The sequence below is a fragment of the Shewanella sp. ISTPL2 genome, from assembly GCF_013283205.1.
GTDB lineage: Bacteria > Pseudomonadota > Gammaproteobacteria > Enterobacterales > Shewanellaceae > Shewanella > Shewanella oncorhynchi.
Genome location: NZ_JAAPAV010000001.1, coordinates 2,600,175 through 2,623,029 on the forward strand (window position 1 = coordinate 2,600,175; position 22,855 = coordinate 2,623,029).

Here is a 22,855-nt window from a genome sequence, read left to right on the forward strand (position 1 = left end):
CTAAGGCCCTCAATTTATCACGCTGTAGGTACTCGTGTGGATAGTTTGTTGTTGGTGTTCTTTATTTGCTTGGCTTTAGGCGCATTTGTCGGCTTTATGGCAGGATTATTAGGTATCGGTGGCGGCTTGATTGTAGTGCCGGCACTGCTTTATATTTTGCCATCGGTCGGTATTAGCTCTACTCAGCTCCCCCATATTGCAATTGCCACTTCGCTAGCAGCCATTATTCTCACCTCTATTTCGTCGGCACGTGCCCACCATAAGCGTGGCAATGTGCCTTGGGATTTATTCAAATCAATGTTACCGGGCCTGATTATAGGCGCGCTGGCTTCAGGTTTTATTGCTGAGCGTATTCCCGCTGATAAGTTACAACAAGGTTTTGCCATCTTTGTGATTTTAATGACAATTCAAATGGCTTATCCCGTTAAGGCCGAATCAAATCGTCAATTACCTAATTCAGTAGTGCTTTTTGTTGTATCGGCTTTTGTTGCGGTTTTGGCAGGTTTGACCGGGATAGGTGGCGGTATACTGATAGTGCCATTTTTGACTTTTTATGGTTTACAGATGCGTCAAGCCGTGGGCTTTTCTGCGGCGATGGGCTTCTTAATCTCTCTTTCTGGCAGTTTCGGCTATATTATTGCAGGTATGAATGCCCCTGAGTTGCCCTATGGTACCTTAGGCTATATCTATTTACCTGCATTGTTTGGTTTAGTCATCACTTCTGTCTTGATGGCGCCTGTGGGGGTAAAAGCGGCGAGCGCTTGGCCAACACCTGTACTTAAAAAGATATTTGCATTGTTACTTCTATGTGTCGGCCTTAAGTTAATTCTGACCTAGTTTTTATGTTTATCTTTGTTTTAGGCTGCTAATGGATGTGTTATGGCGTTGAGTTTTCCCAATATCGATCCCGTGATCGTTTCATTTGGACCGTTTAATCTTTTTGGACAAACCTTTGAACCGGCACTGCGTTGGTATGGTTTTACCTATTTAGTCGGATTTGCTGCGTCCATGTGGTTGTTGAACCGCCAAGCCGACCGTTCAAAGGGGATATGGGCGCGGGAGCAAGTCTCAGATTTACTCTTTTATGGTTTTCTTGGGGTGATTTTAGGTGGCCGTATCGGTTACGTGCTTTTTTATCATTTCGATTATTTCCTCGCCAGTCCCCTCTATTTATTTAAAATCTCTGAAGGTGGCATGTCCTTCCACGGCGGTTTGATGGGCGTGATTACGGCGATGCTCTATATCGCGTGGAAACAAAAACGTACTTTTTTTGCTGTCGCCGATATGGTGGCACCTGTTGTGCCTATTGGTTTAGGCGCTGGTCGTATTGGTAACTTTATCAACGGCGAGCTTTGGGGACGAACCACTGATCTGCCTTGGGCTATGGTGTTTCCAACTGGTGGGCCTGACCCACGTCATCCATCCCAGTTGTATCAGTTCGCCCTTGAAGGCGTAGCATTATTCCTATTACTTTACTGGTTTAGCAAACGTACCGATAAAGTCGGTGCAGTCTCTGGTATGTTCTTAGTCGGTTACGGTATGTTCCGTATTATGGTTGAAACTGTGAGGCAACCCGACACACAGTTGGGACTTTACTGGGGATTTATGACTATGGGGCAGATACTCTCTGTGCCTATGGTGTTAATCGGTTTGTACTTGATTTTTCGTAAGCAAGGTAAGCAGCAATGAAACAGTATTTAGACTTAATGAAGCACATATTAGCCGAAGGCGTGGATAAATCGGATCGCACAGGTACTGGGACTCGCTCGGTATTTGGCTATCAAATGCGCTTCGATTTGAGCAAAGGTTTTCCTTTGGTGAGCACCAAAAAATGCCATATGCGCTCTATCATCCATGAATTGCTGTGGTTTCTGAAGGGTGAAACTAACGTTGCCTATTTACGCGAAAATAAGGTCAGCATTTGGGATGAATGGGCCGATGACAATGGCGATTTGGGCCCAGTTTATGGTGCCCAGTGGCGCAGCTGGCCAACCCAGAGTGGTGATGCTATCGACCAGATTTCGCAAGTTATCGCCCAGATAAAATCTCAGCCAGATTCTCGCCGTCTTATCGTTTCTGCTTGGAACGTGGGCGAACTGGATAAAATGGCTTTGGCACCGTGCCACGCGTTTTTTCAGTTCTATGTAGCTGATGGCAAATTATCATGTCAGCTGTATCAGCGTAGTTGTGATGTGTTTCTTGGTTTGCCATTTAATATTGCCAGTTATGCTTTGTTAACTATGATGGTCGCCCAGCAATGTGACTTGGCCTTAGGTGATTTTGTGTGGACGGGTGGCGATACCCATTTATATTCTAATCATATGGAACAGACGGCACTGCAGTTAAGTCGTGATCCAAAACCGCTGCCGACCATGACTATTGTACGCAGACCTGAGTCGATTTTTGACTATCAATTCGATGATTTTGAATTAACAAACTACGCTCCACACCCTCATATCAAAGCCCCTGTTGCTGTGTGATGTATGTTTTTTAGTCTAACACTTCGGGATAACCGAGGTGTTAGGGAGAAACTTACGATTATATTTGTTATTACAATTCGTCTACACTCAATTCATTATGATTTTTAGGAGTGCAAGATGGAAAAAGCAATTAGAAATTTTCTGAGCCAAGAGTCGGCTGGCGGTATCCTGTTATTGGTTGCTGTTGCCTTAGCCATGCTGATGGCCAATTCCCCCTTATCTGGACTTTATCAAGGCTTTTTAGGCACTGACGTTCAAGTCAAAATTGGCGAGCTCAATATACACAAGCCACTCATCCTGTGGATAAATGATGGCTTGATGGCCATATTCTTTTTGCTGATTGGTTTAGAAGTGAAACGTGAGTTACTTGAAGGCGCCTTATCTAGTGTCGCTCAAGCTTCCCTGCCTACCTTTGCTGCCATTGGCGGCATGTTAGTCCCTGCTGGTGTGTACTTACTGTTTAACTATGGTGATCCTGTCACACAGGCGGGCTGGGCGATTCCTGCCGCGACTGATATTGCCTTTGCCTTAGGTATTATGGCACTGCTCGGAAGCCGCGTTCCTGTTTCACTGAAAGTCTTCTTACTTGCTTTAGCTATCATCGATGATTTAGGCGTCATAGTGATTATCGCGCTGTTTTACAGTACTGACTTATCAACCATCAGTTTAGTGATTGCCAGTTTAGCGATTGCGGGCTTGGTTGGGTTAAACCGCAAAGGGGTTACCTCACTTTTACCCTATGGCATCTTAGGGTTAATCCTTTGGGTTGCCGTACTTAAGTCTGGAGTGCATGCGACCCTGGCTGGCGTCATCATTGCTTTTTGTATTCCATTGCGGGCAAAGGATGGCAGTTCACCCTCAGAAGGCTTAGAGCATAGTTTGCATCCTTGGAGTACTTTCCTCATTTTGCCAGTGTTTGCTTTTGCCAATGCGGGCGTTTATGTCGGCAATATGAATTTGGAGACGTTAATTTCTCCTGTTCCTGTTGGTATTGCATTGGGCCTGATGTTAGGTAAGCCAATCGGTGTAATGTTATTTAGCTTTATTGCGGTGAAACTAAAATTAGCGCAATTGCCCGATGGCGTAGGTTGGAAGCAAATTGCCCCCGTCGCGGCCATGTGCGGTATTGGTTTTACTATGTCTATGTTTATTGCGTCGTTAGCCTTTGAACATGCAGACCCTATGTACGGTGACTTAGCACGCCTAGGGACCTTAATCGGTTCGATTATGGCAGCGTTAGTCGGGTATTTCTGGTTATCAAAAGTGTTACCTAATAAAGGAGTATAACTATGATAAAGTTGAAATTAATGGGAATAGCAACGCTCTTATGTTTATCGACAACCGCGACGGCATCGCAAATTTCGGCCTGTAATCAGGATGCAAACTCGCAGACTTGCCAAAGCTATCTTGAAGGAATAGTGGATGGCGCTTTGATGTTTAAATCTGATTCCTTAGGGGCGAGATTAGAAACTAATGGTTATGAATCGAGGGCACTTAAGTATCGCGGTGGTAAACGTTTCCAAGAAGCGAATCGAACCTATTGCGCCGAACGTATTCCAGAACGTAACGTTTTAGTTTCAGGAGTCACTGAAGCGGTAAGTCTGGGGAATGCTGCCGATTTGGAGCAGTTACAAGGCATAGTTACTAACTTACTCGACTGCCAGCGTTTAAAGTAACTTGACTGGGAATCATCAGGTTTTTAATCATCTGATTTTAAACTATCGAGTTTAAAATAACACAGTACCCCCTCAGCGCCTTGGCGTTTGAGGGAGCATTAACAGCGGGTTAGCATGCTGCACTTGAATTATAACCACTTGTATTATTTTTGGATGATTAAGAAAAAGGGCTCAGTCGCGAAGGCGGCCGAAGCCCTATGTTTAACGCCGCAAACGATAACAGGGCAAATTCGTGCCTTAGAAGATAGGTTAAACGGCAGTCTGTTCAAGCGAGTCGGGCGGACATTGGAGGCGACAGAGTTAGGTGAATTGGTGTTTCGCTACGCCGATAAGATGTTTAGCCTTAGCTATGAAATGCTCGATTTACTTAATTATCAAAAAGCGGATGCCATGTTATTCGAGGTGGGTATTGCCGATGCCTTATCTAAAGCTTTAGTCAGCCGAGTTTTATTATCCGTAGTGCCTAATGACAATTCTATGCACTTAGCCTGCTATGAGGCGACTCACGAGAGCCTAATGGCGCGTTTACGTGAGCATAAACTGGATATGATCCTTTCGGATTGTGCAGGTGAGTCACTGAAATACCCTGAAATTTTATCTAAAAAATTAGGCGAGTGTGGCGTGAGTTTTTTCTCCGCTGAGACTTATAGCGCTGATTTTCCTGCCTGTTTAGAACAAGGCCAGCTATTAATCCCCGGCCGTAGAACTTCACTCGGACAACAGCTATATCGCTGGTTTGACGAGCAAAATCTTAAAGTCAGTATCTTGGGCGAGTTCGATGATGCGGCCATGATGAAGGCCTTTGGTTACCTTAAACGAGGTATTTTTGTCACACCGTCGATTTATCGCCAAGAAGTGATTTCCCATGGTATGAATTTGCTCGGTGAAACCACCGATGTGAAAGAGGAATACCATGTGATGTTTGCGGAACGTATGATCCAACATCCTGCGGTAAAGCGATTATTGGATACAGATTTTAGCGATCTCTTTGAGGGGCTCGATACGCAAGTACAACAATGCTAATTTTGTGAGTCAATATGAAGGGTTAATCGACACTTTAGTCAGTGAACTGATAGACTAATGCCAAATCTGTGTTGGGAGAAATACCTTGGAATTAATGAACATCGCAAGGGTTCGCTGGGCATGTCGTCGTGGGATGCTGGAATTAGACGTCTTGCTTCAACCTTTTGTTGAAAACTTCTATCAAGAAATGTCCGATGAAGATAAAACCGTGTTTATCCGTTTGTTGGAATGTGAAGATCCAGAATTGTTTGCTTGGTTTATGGGCCATGAAGTGTGCCCTGACACTGAACTGGCTCGTATGATAGTAAAAGTCCGTGGAAGACCGGCACCATAGTTTCAGCGTAAAAGCCTCTTTCGACCAACGACTCTCGTTGGTCGTTTTTATTGGTGTCTGTTCTAGCTCATTTCTGCTTTGGCCCCAAAGCGACATTATCGCCTTATCTCTGCTTAAATATTTGTTTATCGTACTTGTTAGTATTTTTTTGCTGTCGCAGTTGTGGCGACTGCAGCATTGGCGTTTAGATTTTGTGCTGAGTGATAAAGGCGAGGGACGTTTGTCAACGGGGGAGCACTTTCAGGTACTAAAACGCACTTGGGTCACGCCCTTTGTTTGCTTGATTTATATCGAAGTGGATACTCAGCTGCGGCTCTTGCTGGTTTGGGCTGATATGTTAAATGATACTGACTATCGACATTTATGTCGGCTGTTGCTGCGGGCTAAAATGCAACAGACTAAACCTCATTCTAAGATTTAGTCTGTTTATGATGAAGTAATCTATGCGTATGCGGTTACTTTTCTGGTAGTAAAATTGTTGGGCGAGGCGCGTCTAATTTCTCTGGATGATCGATATTAAAATGCAGCCCACGGCTTTCTTTACGCTCCATGGCACAGCGAATAATTAATTCGGCCACTTGCACTAAGTTACGTAATTCGAGCAAGTTATTGCTAACCCTGAAGTTACTGTAATATTCCTGAATTTCTTGCTGTAACATCAGGCAGCGGCGCAGTGCTCGCTCCAGACGTTTATCAGAGCGTACAATTCCAACGTAGTCCCACATGAATAACCGCAGTTCGTGCCAGTTATGGGCGATGACCACTTCCTCATCCGAGTTCGACACTTTACTTTCATCCCATGCTGGAATTTGTCCCGGGATTTGAATTTTATGCAGTTGGCTTTCTATATCCTGTGACGCCGCACGGGCAAACACTAAACATTCGAGTAACGAGTTACTCGCCAGACGATTGGCGCCATGTAAGCCCGTATAGGCGACTTCACCAATAGCATAGAGACCATTGAGATCCGTCTGACCGTGCATATCTGTCATTACACCACCGCAGGTATAGTGAGCAGCAGGCACCACAGGGATAGCATCTTTAGTGATATCAATTCCTAGATCTAAGCAACGGCTATAGATGGTCGGAAAATGCTTCATCACAAAGTCAGCATCTTTATGGCTGATATCCAGATACACACAGTCGGCACCGAGACGTTTCATCTCATAGTCGATGGCGCGGGCAACGATGTCACGGGGAGCGAGTTCAGCGCGTTCATCAAAGTCCGGCATAAAGCGGCTGCCATCAGGACGACGCAGATAAGCCCCTTCACCACGCAGGGCTTCGGTGAGTAAGAAGTTGCGCGCATCTGCGTGGTACAAACACGTCGGATGGAATTGGTTGAACTCCATATTCGCCACGCGGCAACCTGCACGCCATGCCATGGCAATACCATCACCACTAGCGACATCGGGGTTTGAGGTATATTGATAAACCTTAGAGCTACCGCCTGTTGCTAACGCAACAAACTTGGCCTTAACGGTTTCGACGTGCTCTTCATTGCGATTCCACACATAAGCGCCTAACACACGATTACCTGGGCGATTTAACTTACGGGTGGTGATGAGGTCGATGGCGTTATAGCGTTCTAAAACTTGAATATTGGGGTGGGCGAGTGCGCGCTCTTGCAGTGTGGTTTGCACTTCTTTGCCTGTGGCATCGGCAGCGTGCAGAATACGTCTGTGGCTATGGCCGCCTTCACGGGTTAAATGGTAAGGTGCGTCTTTTGCATTACCGTCAGTGGTTTCTTCTTTATCGAAGGCAACGCCACATTCGATAAGCCATTGCATCGCACTCTTGGCATTTTCAGCCGTGAAAGTGACAACGTCTTTGTCACATAAACCCGCCCCTGCGATTAAGGTGTCTGCAACATGGGATTCGATAGTGTCACTTTCGTCGAAGACGGAGGCGATACCGCCTTGGGCGTAGTAAGTCGACCCTTCCGAGAGTGGGCCTTTTGAAAGCAGAATTACTTTTGCTTTTTCAGCAAGATGCAAAGCTAGTGTCAGACCTGCGGCACCGCTACCTATGACTAATATGTCAGATTGGTGTTCAACTACTTGTTTCATCGGGTATCATGATGTGACTGAAGAGTGCCAACTATGGTAAACCAACTCACCGATTATGGGTACTTTCCTTTTTACCTTACTTTTTTTGTATAATTTTTAGAACTTTTTCAAAGCCCGCGAGTCTACATAAGTGAATATGATTCGAGCGACTGAGAAATCAGCATTTTAGATTTAGGAGAAGTCGGCTCGGATGAGTGGACAATTAAGTGATCAACAATTAGTTGAGCGCGTACAACAAGGTGATAAAAACGCTTTTAACCTGTTAGTGCTTAAATATCAAAGTAAAGTCATTAGCTTGATATCCCGTTATGTACGGAACCAAGCGGACGTTGCTGATGTGGCACAGGAAGCGTTTATCAAAGCTTACAGAGCTTTGCCAAACTTTCGCGGTGAAAGTGCATTTTATACTTGGTTGTACCGCATCGCAGTAAACACTGCGAAGAATTATCTCGTATCACAGGGGCGTAGAACGCCTGCGAATGATGTTGATGCAGAAGATGCCGAATATTACGAAGGCAGTGACGCGCTGAAGGAGTTTGCCTCCCCAGAACGGCTAATGTTATCGGATGAAATCAAAAAAGTGATTTTCGATACATTAGAGACCTTGCCTGAAGAATTACGAATGGCCATCTCATTGCGTGAACTCGATGGTATGAGTTACGAAGATATTGCCATAGTCATGGATTGTCCTGTCGGGACCGTAAGATCGCGTATCTTCCGAGCTCGAGAGGCAATCGATAAAAAGCTCCAGCCGTTGCTGGAAGCCTAAATTCTTATTTTAAGAAACCCTTATATTTAGACAGGTGAAAAATGGATAAATTAGGTCAAGAATGGGTATCTGCCGCAGTCGATGGAGAGACTGATGCGCAGACCATGGCAGAGTTATCTGCTGATACACATTCACATGATAAATGGCATAACTATCATATGATAGGCGATGCCATGCGTGGCGAATTGCCGCAGACTATTGTGTTAGATCTCTCTGCTAGCATTGCTGCCGCCATTGAACTTGAGCCAGCGATAGTTGCGCCTAAGCATCATGCGTCTAAAGTCACTGCACCTGTAACGCCACAAATTGCCGCCAATTCGGAGCAAAGCCGCGTCGTACCTTTATTTAAGCAATTTGGTCAATATGCCATTGCTGCGACGGTTGCTATGTTTGCGATTGTGGGTGTGCAGAATTACAATCAAACCGCCGATGATGCCGCGTCACCATCGCCCGTGTTAATTACAAGGCCGCTGATTGGTAGCGCATCACCTGTGAGCCTACAAACCGGTCCTGTACAACAGAATCAAGGCTATACCAATGATCAGGTGAATGAGCAACGTCGCCGAATTAATACTTATATCCAAGATCATATGTTGCAACAACGATTGAATACTGGTGCGGTTGTAGAGGACAATACCGAGGTCGTACCCGTTCCGGTCAATCAATAACGAGGAGTTAGCTTGCGTCTAATCCTGTTGGCTTTATTAGCCTTGGTCTTTCCTGCAACCGCGCAGGAAGACATGCCTGCCAAAGCTTGGCTCGAGAAAATGAGTCAGGCTTTACGAGAGAAAGAGTTTAAAGCATCGATTATTCAACTTCAGGCCGATCATATTCGGCCTTTGGTTTACCTGCACGGTAAGGTGAATAATCAAGAAGTTGCCTTTCTAGAATACCTTAACGGTCCACCCAAAAATGCAGTGCGTGTCGGTAATCGTGTGACCTTTATTGAGCACGATGAGCCTGCGTATAGTATCGTTTCTAATCATATTCAAGGTGTCTGGCCTGCTGCTTTCTCTGCCAATATGGCGGACTTAGAAGTGGGTTATCAGTTTGTACTCGGTGGCCGTACCCGTATCGCTGGGCGTCCGGGGCAGATGATCCGCCTGTTGCCTAATGATGAATTCCGTTATGGCTTTCAAATTTGGCTTGATATGGAAACCTATCTGCCGCTGAGATACGACATGCTGACTCAAGATAAGCAATTACTTGAGCAGATAATGGTGATTGAACTCATTGAATTAAGCGAGCCGCCAGCCATTTTGCAAGAGGCCTATAAGCAAGAGTGGCCGGCAGTTATCGATCAAGCCGAGCGCCAAGACGGTCAAAACTGGCAATTTGCTTGGTTACCCGCAGGTTTTACTGTGGTAGTGCGCGACCATCATAGATTAATTGGCAGTCACGAAGCGGTGGAATACATAGCACTGACTGATGGACTGGCAAATATTTCTGTTTATGTGGCGCGTGCGGGCACGAGTCCATTGCCTGAAGAATTAATTACCCGTAATGGCTTGTCGTTAGTCTCAGAAAAAGTCGGTAATGCCGAAGTGGTTGCTGTGGGTAAAGTGCCGACAGAAACCTTAACGCGCATTGCTAAAAGTCTGACGCTAGAATAGGACGCCGATTATGATGGAAGAAATTGCCAGAGTCGTCTCCAGTGATAGTCAAGGCTGGTTGACGGTTGAAGTGGAACTTAAGAGTACCTGCAAGAGCTGCAGTAACAGTGAGTCTTGCGGGACCTCTGCTGTCGCTCAGGCTTTTTCCTCTAAAACCCAGCAATTTTCTATTCAGAGTGACCGCCGCTGCGAGGCTGGTGAATTACTCAAATTAGGCCTTCCTGAGAGCGTGATCCTCAAAGCCGCGGCATTAATCTATTTAATGCCGCTGTTTGGCCTGTTTGTCGGCGCGGCGTTAGGACAATTTTTAGGCCAGTTGCTTGAGTTTAATCCTAACCTAGGTGCCATGGGCTTTGCGGCCGTTGGTGCCTTGATTGCGTGGTCTTTTGGTAAGCAACAGGCTAAACGTTTAGAAGTTGATGCTCAGCCTGTGATTTTGGCCTATTTAGGTAGGAGCATCAATTTAAACGAATTAGCTCAATAATTTCAATGTTTTATTTTTTATCAAATAACAGCTAACTGCGGTTTTGGGCGTTGTTTTATCGGCCTGTCTTAAGTAGGAGTGAATGTGATTGGTATTGAAACCGCAATCAGGTACAATTTCGCTCCTTTGAACCGTATCCATTTTCAGTATTAGTCATTGCAGCATAATGAAACAAATTAGAAACTTCTCAATTATTGCCCATATCGACCATGGTAAATCGACGCTATCAGATCGTCTTATTCAGGTTTGTGGCGGTTTAACCGACCGTGAAATGGATTCTCAAGTTTTAGATTCTATGGATCTAGAACGTGAGCGTGGTATTACGATTAAGGCACAAAGTGTCACTTTGGATTATAAAGCCAAAGATGGCCTTGTCTATCAACTCAACTTTATTGATACCCCAGGTCATGTTGACTTCTCCTACGAGGTCTCGCGCTCATTAGCTGCCTGTGAAGGTGCTTTGCTGGTGGTTGATGCGGGTCAGGGCGTTGAAGCTCAGACATTGGCAAACTGTTATACCGCGCTGGATATGAATCTAGATGTGGTACCCATTTTAAACAAGATTGACTTACCACAAGCCGATCCAGAACGTGTAGCTGCCGAGATTGAAGATATCGTTGGTATCGATGCGATGGATGCTGTGCGTTGTTCGGCTAAAACCGGTGTCGGTGTCGATGAGGTTTTAGAAGTCATTGTTGCCAAAATTCCACCGCCAGAAGGCGATCCTGACGCACCATTGCAAGCCTTGATCATCGATTCTTGGTTTGATAACTACCTAGGCGTAGTGTCTTTAGTGCGAATTAAACACGGTAGCCTGAAAAAAGGTGACAAGTTTAAGGTAATGTCTACAGGACAAAACCACACTGCGGATCGCGTCGGTATTTTCACCCCAAAACAAACTGATAAAACCGAACTTAAAACCGGTGAAGTCGGCTTTGTAATTGCGGGTCTGAAGGAAATTCACGGCGCGCCCGTAGGTGATACGTTAACTTTAGCCAAAAATGGTGCTGAAAAGCCGTTACCTGGTTTTAAGAAAGTGAAGCCACAGGTATACGCTGGCGTATTCCCAATTTCGACCGACGAATATGAAAACTTCCGTGATGCGCTGAACAAACTCAGCCTGAACGATGCGTCATTATTCTTTGAACCTGAAAGTTCTTCGGCACTCGGTTTTGGTTTCCGCATTGGCTATTTAGGCCTGCTCCACATGGAAATCGTACAAGAGCGTTTAGAGCGTGAATACAACCTAGAGTTGATCACCACTGCGCCAACCGTAGTGTACGAAGTTGTCATGACCAGCGGTGAAACGATTTACGTTGATAACCCGTCTGATCTGCCTGCGATTAACAACATTGAAGAAATGCGTGAGCCGATTGTTGAGGCCAACATTTTAGTGCCAAAAGAATACTTAGGTAACGTGATTACCCTGTGTATTGAAAAACGTGGCACCCAAGTGAACATGGTTTACCACGGTAACCAAGTGGCTGTAACTTACCATCTGCCAATGGCGGAAGTGGTCATGGACTTCTTCGACCGTTTGAAATCCACTAGCCGTGGCTATGCATCCCTCGAATATAACTTTATTCGTTTCGATCCTGCAGACATGGTGCGTTTAGATATTCTCATCAACGGCGACCGAGTCGACGCCTTGGCTATGGTTATCCATAGATCAAACATTCGTCACCGTGGTTTAGCCTTAGTGGATAAGATGAAAGAACTTATTCCACGTCAGATGTTTGATATTGCGATTCAAGCGGCGGTGGGCAGTCAAATTATTGCCCGTTCAACCGTAAAAGCCCTGCGTAAAGACGTAACGGCTAAGTGTTATGGCGGCGACGTTTCCCGTAAGAAAAAACTCTTAAATAAACAAAAAGAGGGTAAGAAACGGATGAAGCAAGTGGGTAACGTTGAGGTGCCACAAGAAGCATTCTTAGCGGTACTTAAGCTAAACGAGTAATCGTTAGCATAATAAGTGACAATTTAGTTGACTATTGCGCCGCTGTTTGCGGCGCTTTAGTTAGGTTATCGCATTGGTTTATCACTTTGGTTTACCAAGGTCGAATACGGTAAGTTAACTAAAGTATGATATTCGCTGAGTTAGGCACCTTTAATAATTTTAAGGCAGGAGTTCAATAAGCAATGGCAGCGTATTTTTCCATTATTCTAGTGCTAATCACCCTGATCTCAGGACTTATTTGGTTAGTCGATGTGCTCGTTTTCGCCCCAAAGCGTCGTGAGAGTTTAGCGTTAGCAAAGGCATCACAAGCGAATTTAACTGAAGAAGCTGAGTACCAAATCATTCGTGAGTCGACCATAGTCGAAACCGCGCATTCTATCTTCCCTGTGATTGCCTTTGTGTTGATCCTACGTTCATTCATTTATGAGCCATTTCAAATCCCATCGGGTTCTATGATGCCAACCCTCTTAGTGGGCGACTTCATTCTGGTGGAAAAATTTAGTTATGGGCTTAAAGATCCCGTATGGCGCACTAAACTGGTTGAAACTGGTGAGCCCAAACGCGGTGATGTGGTGGTATTTAAATATCCTGAAAATCCGCAAATTGACTACATCAAACGTGTTGTCGGTTTACCGGGTGATAGAATTATTTACCGTAACAAGCAGTTGATGATCCAGAAGGCCTGTGGCGTTGAGCAAACAGCTTGCCCAGAACCGCAAGTTATCGCCCGCACTGAGATCAGTCGTGGTGATTACAGCCAAGATGGTGTGCCGTTGCTGCGTTATAAAGAGGAATTGGGTGATGTCGCCCACGATATCTTGATCAACCCAAGTCGACCTGACATGCTGGGGTATTTTAAGCGCGAAGGTAATTTACCCGCGGGTGAATTTTTAGTGCCAGAAGGCCATTACTTTGCCATGGGTGATAACCGCGATAACAGTACCGACAGTCGTTTCTGGGGCTTTGTGCCAGAAGAGAACCTTGTTGGTAAAGCGGTAGCGATTTGGATTAGTTTTGAATTTGACCGTTCAAAAGCCGACTTCCTCCCAACTTGGGTGCCTAGCGGTGTGCGTTTTGAGCGTGTAGGTGGAATTAAATAGCATGGAACCGATTAAAAATTTGCCACGTTTGTGTCGTACCTTAGGTTATGAGTTCAAGAATATTGAGCTTTTGACTCAAGCGCTGACCCACAGAAGTGCGGCAAATAAGCATAATGAGCGCTTAGAGTTTTTAGGTGATTCAATTTTATCTATCGTGATTTCTGATGCTTTGTATCATCAGTTTCCGAAGGCAACCGAAGGCGATTTAAGCCGGATGCGTGCCACCTTAGTTCGCGGTGATACCTTAACTATCATCGCCCAAGAGTTTAAGCTCGGCGATTATTTATATCTCGGTCCTGGCGAGTTGAAAAGTGGTGGATTTAGACGCGAGTCGATTCTTGCCGATGCAGTTGAAGCCATTATTGGCGCCGTTTACCTTGATTCCGATCTCGAAGTTTGCCGTGCATTACTGTTGAAATGGTATGCCGAGCGTTTGGCCGAAATCCAACCTGGGATCAGTCAGAAAGACGCTAAGACATTACTGCAAGAACATTTACAAGGGTTTAAAAAGCCGCTGCCTGATTACCAAGTAATCAACATAGAAGGCGATGCCCACGATCAGACATTTACCGTTGAATGTCGTATTGAAGACTTGAGCCAAAGCGTCATTGGTGTGGCGAGTTCACGCCGCAAAGCCGAGCAAATCGCGGCCGCTCAAGTATTGGAGTTACTAAAGAAATGACCAAAAAAACAGACTTGTCAGGTATCGATGCTGCAAAAGCGGCAACTGAGCCGAGTTTAGATGAATTACTGGCAAGGATGAATGCGGCCGCGCCAACGCCGTCGGCCCAATACGATGTCACTTATTGCGGCATGGTGGCGATCATTGGTCGCCCTAACGTCGGTAAATCAACGTTAATCAACCGTTTGCTTGGTCAGAAGGTAAGTATTACTTCTAAAAAGCCACAAACAACGCGCCACCGTATCATGGGTATTCATACCGATGGTCCGAAGCAAATTGTGTTCATCGATACACCAGGTTTACACATAGAAGAGCAGCGGGCGATTAACCGCCTGATGAACCGCGCAGCTGCCAGTTCGCTTGCCGATGTAGCTATGGTGATTTTTGTGGTCGATGGCATGACGTGGACCGCCGATGATGAGATGGTGTTGAGTAAATTACGCCGTGGCGGTGAAGAGCGTCAGACAATTCTGGCGATCAATAAAGTCGACAATATCAAAGACAAAGAATCGCTGTTCCCGTATTTGGAAGAAGTCGCCAAAAAATATCCTTTCGATGAAATTTTGCCGATTTCTGCCAGTAAAGGCACTAACGTTAAGCGCATTTTAGAGCTAGCGGCGGCGTCGATTCCTGAAGGACCTTTCTTCTTCCCTGAAGACTATGTTACCGATCGTTCGCAACGTTTTATGGCGTCGGAAATTGTGCGTGAAAAACTGATGCGCTTCTTAGGTGATGAATTACCCTATGATGCGACAGTTGAGATTGAACAGTTCAAGATGATGGAAAATGGCGTTTATCAAATTAATGCCTTGATCCTTGTTGAGCGTGAAGGTCAAAAACGTATGGTGATTGGTAGCAAGGGCGAACGTATTCGTACTATCGCAACTCAAGCTCGCTTAGACATGGAGACCTTGTTTGATAATAAAGTTTTCCTCGAAGTGTGGGTGAAAGTGAAATCCGGTTGGGCCGATGATGAACGCGCCCTGCGTAGCTTAGGTTACGGCGACGATTAAGCATTAATTCCAGCGAGCGCGCTTACCGATGAAACGTGGTTACGTTTTGCATCATCGTCCGTATCGAGAGTCCAGTGTCTTAGTTAACCTCTTAGTTGACGGCATTGGACGGGTCGATGTGGTTGCCCGAACCGGCAGCGGTAAGCGCTCTATCAAGAGTATTCTCCAGCCCTTTCAACCGCTGATCTTCGAATTTAGCGGTAAGTCTGAATTAAAAACCTTAACTCAAGTCGAAGCCGCTGCGCCTGCTGTGCCTCTTTTTGGCCAAAGCTTGTTTGCTGGCATGTATATTAATGAGTTATTGGTTCGCACTTTGTCTGTACAGCACAATGCCGAAGAGTTGTTCCTCATTTATCATCAAGCCTTAGTCGGCCTTGCCGCGAAGTTTTGCCAATCCCAACTGCGTTATATTGAGCTTGCCTTGCTGCGGGAATTAGGTTTTATGCCTTCTCTTAGCCGCGATACTCAAGGTGAACCACTCGTACCTGACGATTATTATCAGCTCGTGCCTGAGTTAGGTTTTCAATTTGTGCTCAACTCCCGTGCTCGCAATGCCTATCAAGGGGCAATGTTGACGGCGCTTAACGATAACCAGCTCACCGACGCACATTTTTTGAGCGCTAAGTTGTTGATGCGATCCCTGTTAACGCCATTACTCGGGACTAAACCTTTGTTGAGTCGACAATTGTTCGTCAGCACTGCCGTACCAACTAAGATTGATGGGAATAATTCGCCCTAGCTCCTGTTTTTTAGCGTGAGCCTAAGTACAATAGGCCGCAATATCAGCGTTAAACATTAAGGAGTTCCCGATGAGCCGTATCTTATTGGGCGTGAATATCGACCATATTGCTACTCTGCGCCAAGCCCGTGGCACCAGTTATCCTGATCCTGTGCATGCTGCTGCCGTTGCTGAACATGCTGGCGCCGATGGCATCACTATCCATTTGCGTGAAGACAGACGCCACATCATAGACCGCGATGTGTATCTGTTGGCAAAAACCTTGAAAACCCGCATGAATTTCGAATGTGCGGTGACCGAAGAAATGCTTAACATCGCCTGTGAAATTAAGCCGACCTATGTCTGTTTAGTGCCAGAAAAACGTCAAGAAGTCACCACTGAAGGCGGTTTAGATGTAGCGGGGCAGTTAGATAAAATCACTGCCGCAGTGACTCGTTTAGCTGCTGAGGGTATTCAAGTCTCCTTATTTATCGATGCCGATAAAACTCAAATTGATGCCGCCGTTGCCTCTGGCGCACCGCTTATTGAAATTCATACGGGCTGTTATGCCGATGCTAAAACGGAAGCAGAAGAAGCCACTGAGTTAGCGCGTATTCGCGAAATGGCAAAATACGCCCATGGCAAAGGTTTAGTGGTTAACGCGGGTCATGGTTTGCATTATCACAACGTGAAACCCATCGCGGCGATTCCTGAGTTATATGAACTCAATATCGGCCATGCGATTGTCGCACGTGCTGCCATTGACGGTTTAGCGACAGCAGTGAAAGACATGAAAGTGTTAATGCTTGAAGGTCGTCGAGGCGAATAATGGCGATTGTCGGCCTAGGCACAGATATCGTCGAGATTGAGCGTATTCAGGTCCATGTGGCGCGCGCAGGTGACAAGCTCGCTAGACGTGTGCTGACCGAGGCTGAGTTAGCCATTTATACTGCCCATAGTCAGCCAAGTCGTTATCTTGCCAAGCGTTTTGCTGCAAAAGAAGCCGCAGCCAAAGCCCTCGGTACGGGTATTGGCCGCGGCGTGTCGTTTCAGCATATTCACATTGGCAACAATGAGGATGGTGCACCGACGATTCACTTTACCGAGGGGGCGCTGACGCGCTTACAGCAGCTTAAAGCGACGGTTGGGCATATCTCTATTGCCGATGAAAAATCCTATGCGATTGCGACGGTAATCATAGAGTCTCAATAAACCCGAGTTTGCGTCTGTTGGTGGTAAAAAAGGAACCTTAGGGTTCCTTTTTTCATTTCTGGATGGGTATCTAAATAAATGCAAAATCAGTGAATGCAACAATTTATTTACTTTTACTGTTCAGTTTAATTGTTTTACGTTAGTTTATGGCTTTCGCGTCGCTCAATTTGGCGCAGTTAAAAGCAGGGGCAAATGAAGAGGAACCCGACATGAAATCCGCCGCAGAGCAGTTATCGACCTACAAAAGTGTGCATTTAAATCAGCGTAATATTCAGACCCATTTTATTGGCATCCCACTGATTATTTGGTCTGCTTTCCTGTTGCTGGCCACAGTGCGTATTCCGCTGGGCAGTATGGGGGAGACAAGTTTAGCAATGATAGTCGGTATGCTCGTGTTGGCCTATTATGTCCGTTTACACTTAAGGCTTTCAATGGGGCTCATATTATTCATGGTACCTGTGCTGCTCACTACTGAGTGGGCGGCGCATATCGCCGGTGCCACTTGGCTTGCCCTAGGAGTATTTGTGGTGGGCTGGGTGTTCCAGCTAATCGGCCATCAATATGAAAAAGCCAAGCCTGCCTTTGTGGATGACTTAAATCAGCTATTAATTGGGCCATTTTTCTTAATGGCGGAAGTGTATTTTATGTTGGGCTTAGAAAAGGCGCTGAATGCCCAGATAACGCCAATGGCGCTTGAGAAGCGTCGTATACTTGAGGCGAAAAAATCTGCATAGCTTGGCTAGATAGTGAATTAGAGTAGATAGATTTATAGCTCGGGGGAGCATCATCGCTTGGAGGAAATCGTCGGCCGGACCACATCTTAACTTGTGTGGTTCGGCCAATTTTTATGCTCAAAATTGAGGATTAAACTCTGGGGGGATGATAATACAGCGGGATAATTCTCACTGTATTAATCATATTCTCTGACACATCAATTATCTCTAATGGATAACCTGCTAAACGTAAACTGGTATTCGCAGAAGGAATTTCCTCCAGATACTCCAGAATCAGACCATTGAGGGTTTTAGGGCCATCGGTGGGAAAGTTCCACTTCATTTCTTTATTCAAATCGCGGATCGTAATGCCCGCATCGACTAAGTAGCTGCCATCTTGCTGGACCTTAATGTCTTCACTCGGGGTGGTCAACATAGAAGTGGTAAAGTCGCCGACAATCTCTTCGAGAATATCTTCGAGTGTTACTAGACCTTGAATATCACCATATTCATCAACGACTAAGCCGATGCGCTCTTTATTTTGTTGGAAGTTAGCTAGTTGCACATTGAGTGGCGTACCTTCTGGCACAAAGTAGAGTTCTTTCACTGCGCGTAGCAAAGATGACTTGCTAAATTGCTCTTTAGATTGGAGGCGCAGGGCATCGCGTAAATGAATAAAGCCCACTGCATCGTCTATGGTGTCGCGATACACTAACACTCGGGTATGTGGACTTTGGATCACCTGACGATTGATAACCTTAAATTCGTCATTGACGTTAATTCCGTAGATATCTGAGCGTGGCACCATAATATCTTCAACGGTGACTTTCTCTAAATCCAAGATAGATAACAGCATTTCTTGGTGGCGTCGGGGGATGAGTGCCCCTGCCTCATGTACCACTGTGCGCAACTCTTCTTGGCTTAGTGCATCGCTACTATTAACGGTTTTTATCCCCATCAAACGTAAGATACCTGTGGTTATCAAATTAACGCTTGAGACAACATAGGCAAAGGTAGAGGAAAATATAAGTAGCAGTATGCTAGAGGGAAAAGCAATACGCTCAGGATTTAATGCTGCGATGGTTTTTGGCGTAACTTCAGCAAAAACGAGCACGACTAATGTAAGCACGCCAGTTGCAACAGCGACCCCTAAGTCACCCCAAAGACGCATACCAATGATAGTCGCAATAGCAGATGCGGAAATATTGACTAAGTTATTGCCAATTAAGATCAATCCAATCAAACGGTCAGGACGCTCAAGTAACTTCAAGGCTCTAATCGCCCCTTTATGGCCATTGTTGGCTAAGTGGCGTAAACGGTAACGGTTGAGAGTCATCATTGCGGTTTCTGAGCCTGAAAAATAGGCAGAGAATAGGATAAGCACTAGTAAAACGATCAGGAGTGCGCTTGTCGATATAGCGTCCAAAAAAGGCTCCAATGTGGCCAGTAAACTTAAGTAAATACCGACATTTAAAAAAAGTGTCAAGTCGGCCGCAGCAATAACTGCCCCAGCCGACTTAAATGTTTAGTTGAGGATTAATTCTTTGACAATGCGCGCGCCAAAATATGCGAGCGAAAGTAAGGATGCGCCAGTCAGAGTATAAATGACTGCGGTACGAATTTTACAACCGACCCAATACTGTTGCCACAGCATAGTAATGTATACAAACCAAGCCATTATCGACAGAATTGCCTTATGACCTTTACCATCGGCGAACATATCTTCAAGGAAGATAAAACCAGTCGCGAGCGACAAACTGAGCAAGATAACGCCGATAATCACTAGGTGATACAGTTGTTTTTCAACTGTCATCAGCGGCGGAATGCCAGGGCTCAGCATAAATTGTTTTTTCTTCAGTTTATTTTGGATCATCGCCAGTTGTATCGCATACAGGGCGGCAATCATCAGGGCGCTGTAGGCCATGAGTGACAATACGACGTGGGCTAATACTTCAGGATAAAGCTCAAAATGCGTGATGAATTTAGGCGGCAATAACCAGAGTAGGGCAACCGAAAGCACTGAGCAGGCGTAAACCACGGGCACGACGACGATGACTTTCAGCCTGAACATCAATATCGTAAAAGTAAAAGCGATAATCCAGTTCACTAAGGAAATCACATTCGTCAGGCTAAAGTTTTGGCCATCTGTGGTGAAAATCACTTGTGATAATGCTGCAGCATGCAAAATAACCGCAATAGCGGCAAAGCCTGCGACAGCACGGCGATTCGGACCGTCTGGGTGAAACAATCTACTCGTCACTAGTACCAATGCAATGCAATAAAAAAACATGGCTGAGGCAGAAAAGATGACCATGGGTAATTAACCTATTTGTGTAGTTAAAGGTGCCTTAAAAACGGGGCATACAGATCAATATTTTCCCTAGAATAACATGAGCTGTCGGCAAATGGGCAGTGACATGAGTTGCAAAATTTAGCAGATTCTTATTGTTAGGGTTAAATAGTGTGTCGACGACAATAAAACATGACTCAGCGCAAGTAAAACACTTAACCACAATCAAGATGGGTGCAGCAGTAGCATAATGCGTATGCATCGTTATAATACAGCCCATCAATCGAGATTCTTAAAGGTATAGAACAGGACGATGTTTGAGAACCTAACCGACAGACTGTCACGCACACTGAAAAATATCAGTGGCCGTGGTCGCTTAACTGAAGAAAACGTTAAGGAAACCCTGCGCGAAGTGCGTATGGCACTGCTGGAGGCCGATGTTGCCCTGCCTGTGGTGCGCGAATTCGTTAATAATGTAAAAGAACGTGCCGTTGGCCAAGAAGTCTCTAAAAGCTTAAGTCCAGGCCAAGCCTTTATTAAGATAGTTCAAAGTGAACTTGAAAAATCCATGGGCGAGGCGAATGAAGCCCTAGATTTAGCCACTCAGCCGCCAGCTGTGATTATGATGGCGGGTCTGCAAGGTGCGGGTAAAACCACCAGTGTGGCAAAACTGGGTAAATTTTTACGCGAACGCCATAAAAAATCGGTATTAGTCGTCAGTGCTGACGTTTATCGCCCTGCGGCGATCAAACAGCTTGAGACGTTAGCGCAAGAAGTGGCGGTGGAGTTTTTCCCATCGGACGTTAGCCAAAAGCCAATCGACATTGCGAAAGCGGCGATTGCCCACGCTAAATTAAAGTTTATCGATGTGGTGATCCTCGATACCGCGGGTCGTCTGCATGTCGACGAAGCCATGATGGACGAGATCAAAGGCTTACACGCAGCGGTCAAGCCTATCGAAACCTTGTTCGTGGTCGATGCAATGACAGGTCAAGATGCGGCAAACACCGCTAAGGCGTTTAACGAAGCTTTACCACTGACAGGGGTGATCTTAACCAAAGTCGATGGTGATGCGCGCGGTGGTGCGGCGTTATCGATTCGCCACATTACGGGCAAGCCGATCAAATTCCTCGGTGTCGGTGAAAAGACAGACGCGCTAGAACCGTTTCATCCCGATCGTATCGCCTCACGCATTTTGGGCATGGGCGATGTGTTATCGCTTATCGAAGAAGTTGAGCGTGGCGTCGATAAAGAAAAGGCCATGAAGCTGGCTTCGAAAGTGAAGCAAGGTGGCAGTTTCGATTTAGAAGATTTCCGTGAGCAGTTACAGCAAATGAAAAACATGGGCGGCATGATGAACATGCTGGAAAAACTGCCCGGTGTCGGTCAATTGCCCCCAGAAGCCTTAGCGCAAATCCAAGACGGCAAGATGACAGGTCAAATGGAAGCCATCATTAATTCGATGACTTCCAAGGAGCGTAAGAACCCTGATTTAATCAAGGGCTCACGCAAACGTCGCATCGCTGCCGGTTCTGGCACGCAAATTCAAGATGTAAACCGTTTATTGAAACAGTTTACTCAAATGCAAAAGATGATGAAAAAAATGTCTGCTAAGGGCGGCATGCAAAAAATGATGCGCGGAATGCGTGGCATGATGCCGCCAGGAATGAAATTTCCGGGACGTTAATCGGGCATTTTTAGTTAAACTTAGCACTTTATCAGTCGGTTGACTCTGGCAACAATGAACCGCTTACTGAGGGCGCAGGCGTAATAATCGCCATCTTTGGTTGCATTCGTTGGAAAGTCAGGTAAAATCTTCCGGCTTTCTATCTGGGACTCTTCGCGAACACGGGGTTCCAGTTTTTATTTTTGCTTCAAGCAAATCATTAGAGGATTGAAAACGCATGGTTACCATTCGTTTAGCTCGTGGCGGCGCAAAAAAGCGTCCATTTTACAACATCGTTGTTGCTGATAGCCGTAACGCTCGTGACGGTCGTTTCATCGAGCGTGTTGGTTTCTTCAACCCATTGGCCCGTGGCCAAGAAGAAACTTTACGTTTAGACCTAGCTCGCGTTGAGCACTGGGTTTCTAACGGTGCAGCTGCTACAGAACGTGTAGCAAAACTGATCAAAGACGCTCGTAAAGCAACAGCTTAATAGCGTTAAGGTATAGATTGATGAGCAGTAACCAACAGCCAGTCGTACTGGGGAAATTAGGCTCCTGTCATGGCATTAAAGGTTGGCTGAAAATCACCGCCTATACCGATTCTGTTGAAGGTATCTTTGACTATTCACCTTGGCTTATTAAAGAAAATGGTGAATGGCGCGAAATAAAGGTCACCCAGTGGCGTTATCAAGGCAAGGCCGTTGTTGCCTTACTTGATGGCGTAGAAACACGGGAGCAAGCGCAAATGCTCACAAATTGTGAGATTGCGATTTTGCCGGAACAGATGAACGATTTGCCAGCAGATGAATTCTACTGGCGTGATCTCATCGGTTGCGAAGTGGTCAATACAACAGGCTATAACATGGGGATTGTCGATCAGATCGTGGAAACAGGATCGAACGACGTATTACTCGTTAAAGCCAACGCTAAAGATAGTTTCGGCAAAGTGGAACGTATGATCCCCTTTGTCCCTGAGCAGTTCATCAAAACGGTGGATCTGCAAGGTAAACAGATTTTAGTGGATTGGGATCCTGACTTCTAAGTCGAGGTACAACAG

26 protein-coding genes are annotated in these 22,855 nt (G+C 45.7%); 23 read left to right on the top strand and 3 right to left on the bottom strand.

Features of this window, described 5'->3' with window-relative positions:
• The first annotated feature begins 36 nt into the window (after window positions 1–36).
• The 8 genes from HUB64_RS11500 (at window position 37) to HUB64_RS11535 (ending at window position 5,934) form a co-directional block, all read left to right on the top strand.
• A complete protein-coding gene (locus HUB64_RS11500) occupies window positions 37–837 on the top strand; it encodes a sulfite exporter TauE/SafE family protein (RefSeq protein WP_173497029.1) in 801 nt (266 codons plus the stop codon).
• 42 nt (window positions 838–879) lie between these two features.
• Window positions 880–1,689 (top strand): prolipoprotein diacylglyceryl transferase, encoded by an 810-nt coding sequence (gene lgt / locus HUB64_RS11505; RefSeq protein WP_173497030.1) that lies wholly within the window; start codon window positions 880–882, stop codon window positions 1,687–1,689.
• Window positions 1,686–2,480 (top strand): thymidylate synthase, encoded by a 795-nt coding sequence (gene thyA / locus HUB64_RS11510; RefSeq protein WP_105249861.1) that lies wholly within the window; start codon window positions 1,686–1,688, stop codon window positions 2,478–2,480. The genes lgt and thyA overlap by 4 nt, the downstream gene beginning before the upstream one ends.
• A gap of 117 nt (window positions 2,481–2,597) precedes the next feature.
• Window positions 2,598–3,767 (top strand): Na+/H+ antiporter NhaA, encoded by a 1,170-nt coding sequence (nhaA, locus tag HUB64_RS11515; protein ID WP_028760832.1) that lies wholly within the window; start codon window positions 2,598–2,600, stop codon window positions 3,765–3,767.
• Window positions 3,768–3,769: 2 nt separating this feature from the next.
• Window positions 3,770–4,156, top strand: a complete 387-nt coding sequence (locus HUB64_RS11520; protein WP_105249860.1) for a hypothetical protein — start codon at window positions 3,770–3,772, stop codon at window positions 4,154–4,156.
• Window positions 4,157–4,270: 114 nt separating this feature from the next.
• Entirely contained in the window at window positions 4,271–5,179 is a 909-nt protein-coding gene (nhaR, locus tag HUB64_RS11525; protein WP_028760830.1) for a transcriptional activator NhaR, read from the top strand.
• 85 nt (window positions 5,180–5,264) lie between these two features.
• Window positions 5,265–5,513: a succinate dehydrogenase assembly factor 2 gene (locus tag HUB64_RS11530; RefSeq protein WP_028760829.1), complete on the top strand. Its 249-nt coding sequence runs from the start codon at window positions 5,265–5,267 to the stop codon at window positions 5,511–5,513.
• The gene (locus HUB64_RS11535) at window positions 5,494–5,934 is read left to right on the top strand and encodes a protein YgfX (protein ID WP_173497031.1); all 441 of its coding nucleotides are present in this window, start codon (window positions 5,494–5,496) and stop codon (window positions 5,932–5,934) included. The genes HUB64_RS11530 and HUB64_RS11535 overlap by 20 nt, the downstream gene beginning before the upstream one ends.
• A gap of 34 nt (window positions 5,935–5,968) precedes the next feature.
• Here the strand turns inward: HUB64_RS11535 and nadB are convergent, their stop codons facing one another.
• On the bottom strand, window positions 5,969–7,582 hold the full coding sequence (gene nadB, locus HUB64_RS11540) for an L-aspartate oxidase (protein WP_028760827.1): 1,614 nt from the start codon (window positions 7,580–7,582) through the stop codon (window positions 5,969–5,971).
• Between the two features lie 190 nt (window positions 7,583–7,772).
• Here nadB and rpoE point away from each other — a divergent pair, with 190 nt between their 5' ends.
• From rpoE to HUB64_RS11600, 12 genes are all read left to right on the top strand, one after another.
• Window positions 7,773–8,351, top strand: a complete 579-nt coding sequence (gene rpoE / locus HUB64_RS11545; protein ID WP_028760826.1) for an RNA polymerase sigma factor RpoE — start codon at window positions 7,773–7,775, stop codon at window positions 8,349–8,351.
• A 41-nt stretch (window positions 8,352–8,392) separates the two neighbouring features.
• Complete coding sequence (locus HUB64_RS11550; RefSeq protein ID WP_028760825.1) at window positions 8,393–9,019, top strand: sigma-E factor negative regulatory protein; 627 nt, start codon at window positions 8,393–8,395, stop codon at window positions 9,017–9,019.
• Between the two features lie 12 nt (window positions 9,020–9,031).
• Window positions 9,032–9,964 carry a MucB/RseB C-terminal domain-containing protein gene (locus HUB64_RS11555; protein ID WP_173246125.1) on the top strand — a complete coding sequence of 311 codons (933 nt, stop codon included), beginning with the start codon at window positions 9,032–9,034 and terminating at the stop codon, window positions 9,962–9,964.
• A gap of 10 nt (window positions 9,965–9,974) precedes the next feature.
• Window positions 9,975–10,448 carry a SoxR reducing system RseC family protein gene (locus tag HUB64_RS11560; protein ID WP_105249858.1) on the top strand — a complete coding sequence of 158 codons (474 nt, stop codon included), beginning with the start codon at window positions 9,975–9,977 and terminating at the stop codon, window positions 10,446–10,448.
• 166 nt (window positions 10,449–10,614) lie between these two features.
• The gene (gene lepA, locus HUB64_RS11565) at window positions 10,615–12,405 is read left to right on the top strand and encodes a translation elongation factor 4 (protein ID WP_028760822.1); all 1,791 of its coding nucleotides are present in this window, start codon (window positions 10,615–10,617) and stop codon (window positions 12,403–12,405) included.
• A gap of 182 nt (window positions 12,406–12,587) precedes the next feature.
• Window positions 12,588–13,505 carry a signal peptidase I gene (gene lepB / locus HUB64_RS11570; RefSeq protein WP_168823422.1) on the top strand — a complete coding sequence of 306 codons (918 nt, stop codon included), beginning with the start codon at window positions 12,588–12,590 and terminating at the stop codon, window positions 13,503–13,505.
• 1 nt (window position 13,506) lies between these two features.
• Window positions 13,507–14,187 (top strand): ribonuclease III, encoded by a 681-nt coding sequence (gene rnc, locus HUB64_RS11575; protein WP_012088603.1) that lies wholly within the window; start codon window positions 13,507–13,509, stop codon window positions 14,185–14,187.
• Window positions 14,184–15,200 (top strand): GTPase Era, encoded by a 1,017-nt coding sequence (era, locus tag HUB64_RS11580; protein ID WP_028760819.1) that lies wholly within the window; start codon window positions 14,184–14,186, stop codon window positions 15,198–15,200. The genes rnc and era overlap by 4 nt, the downstream gene beginning before the upstream one ends.
• Before the next feature lie 28 nt (window positions 15,201–15,228).
• Entirely contained in the window at window positions 15,229–15,939 is a 711-nt protein-coding gene (gene recO / locus HUB64_RS11585; protein WP_173497032.1) for a DNA repair protein RecO, read from the top strand.
• 70 nt (window positions 15,940–16,009) lie between these two features.
• Window positions 16,010–16,747 (top strand): pyridoxine 5'-phosphate synthase, encoded by a 738-nt coding sequence (gene pdxJ, locus HUB64_RS11590; RefSeq protein WP_131523032.1) that lies wholly within the window; start codon window positions 16,010–16,012, stop codon window positions 16,745–16,747.
• A complete protein-coding gene (acpS, locus tag HUB64_RS11595; protein ID WP_105249855.1) occupies window positions 16,747–17,130 on the top strand; it encodes a holo-ACP synthase in 384 nt (127 codons plus the stop codon). Before pdxJ ends, acpS begins: the two co-directional genes overlap by 1 nt.
• Before the next feature lie 209 nt (window positions 17,131–17,339).
• Window positions 17,340–17,864 carry a DUF962 domain-containing protein gene (locus tag HUB64_RS11600; protein WP_173246121.1) on the top strand — a complete coding sequence of 175 codons (525 nt, stop codon included), beginning with the start codon at window positions 17,340–17,342 and terminating at the stop codon, window positions 17,862–17,864.
• Window positions 17,865–17,994: 130 nt separating this feature from the next.
• On the opposite strand, the gene HUB64_RS11605 is transcribed toward HUB64_RS11600, so the two are convergent.
• Window positions 17,995–19,269, bottom strand: coding sequence for an HlyC/CorC family transporter (locus tag HUB64_RS11605; protein ID WP_173246117.1), 1,275 nt, complete (start codon window positions 19,267–19,269; stop codon window positions 17,995–17,997).
• A 99-nt stretch (window positions 19,270–19,368) separates the two neighbouring features.
• On the bottom strand, window positions 19,369–20,157 hold the full coding sequence (gene ccsA / locus HUB64_RS11610; protein ID WP_028760813.1) for an inner membrane protein YpjD: 789 nt from the start codon (window positions 20,155–20,157) through the stop codon (window positions 19,369–19,371).
• A 289-nt stretch (window positions 20,158–20,446) separates the two neighbouring features.
• Here ccsA and ffh point away from each other — a divergent pair, with 289 nt between their 5' ends.
• The 3 genes from ffh (at window position 20,447) to rimM (ending at window position 22,840) form a co-directional block, all read left to right on the top strand.
• Entirely contained in the window at window positions 20,447–21,820 is a 1,374-nt protein-coding gene (gene ffh, locus HUB64_RS11615) for a signal recognition particle protein (protein WP_006080787.1), read from the top strand.
• A 217-nt stretch (window positions 21,821–22,037) separates the two neighbouring features.
• Window positions 22,038–22,289, top strand: coding sequence for a 30S ribosomal protein S16 (gene rpsP, locus HUB64_RS11620; protein WP_006080788.1), 252 nt, complete (start codon window positions 22,038–22,040; stop codon window positions 22,287–22,289).
• 20 nt (window positions 22,290–22,309) lie between these two features.
• A complete protein-coding gene (gene rimM, locus HUB64_RS11625; protein ID WP_006080789.1) occupies window positions 22,310–22,840 on the top strand; it encodes a ribosome maturation factor RimM in 531 nt (176 codons plus the stop codon).
• Window positions 22,841–22,855: the final 15 nt, after the last annotated feature.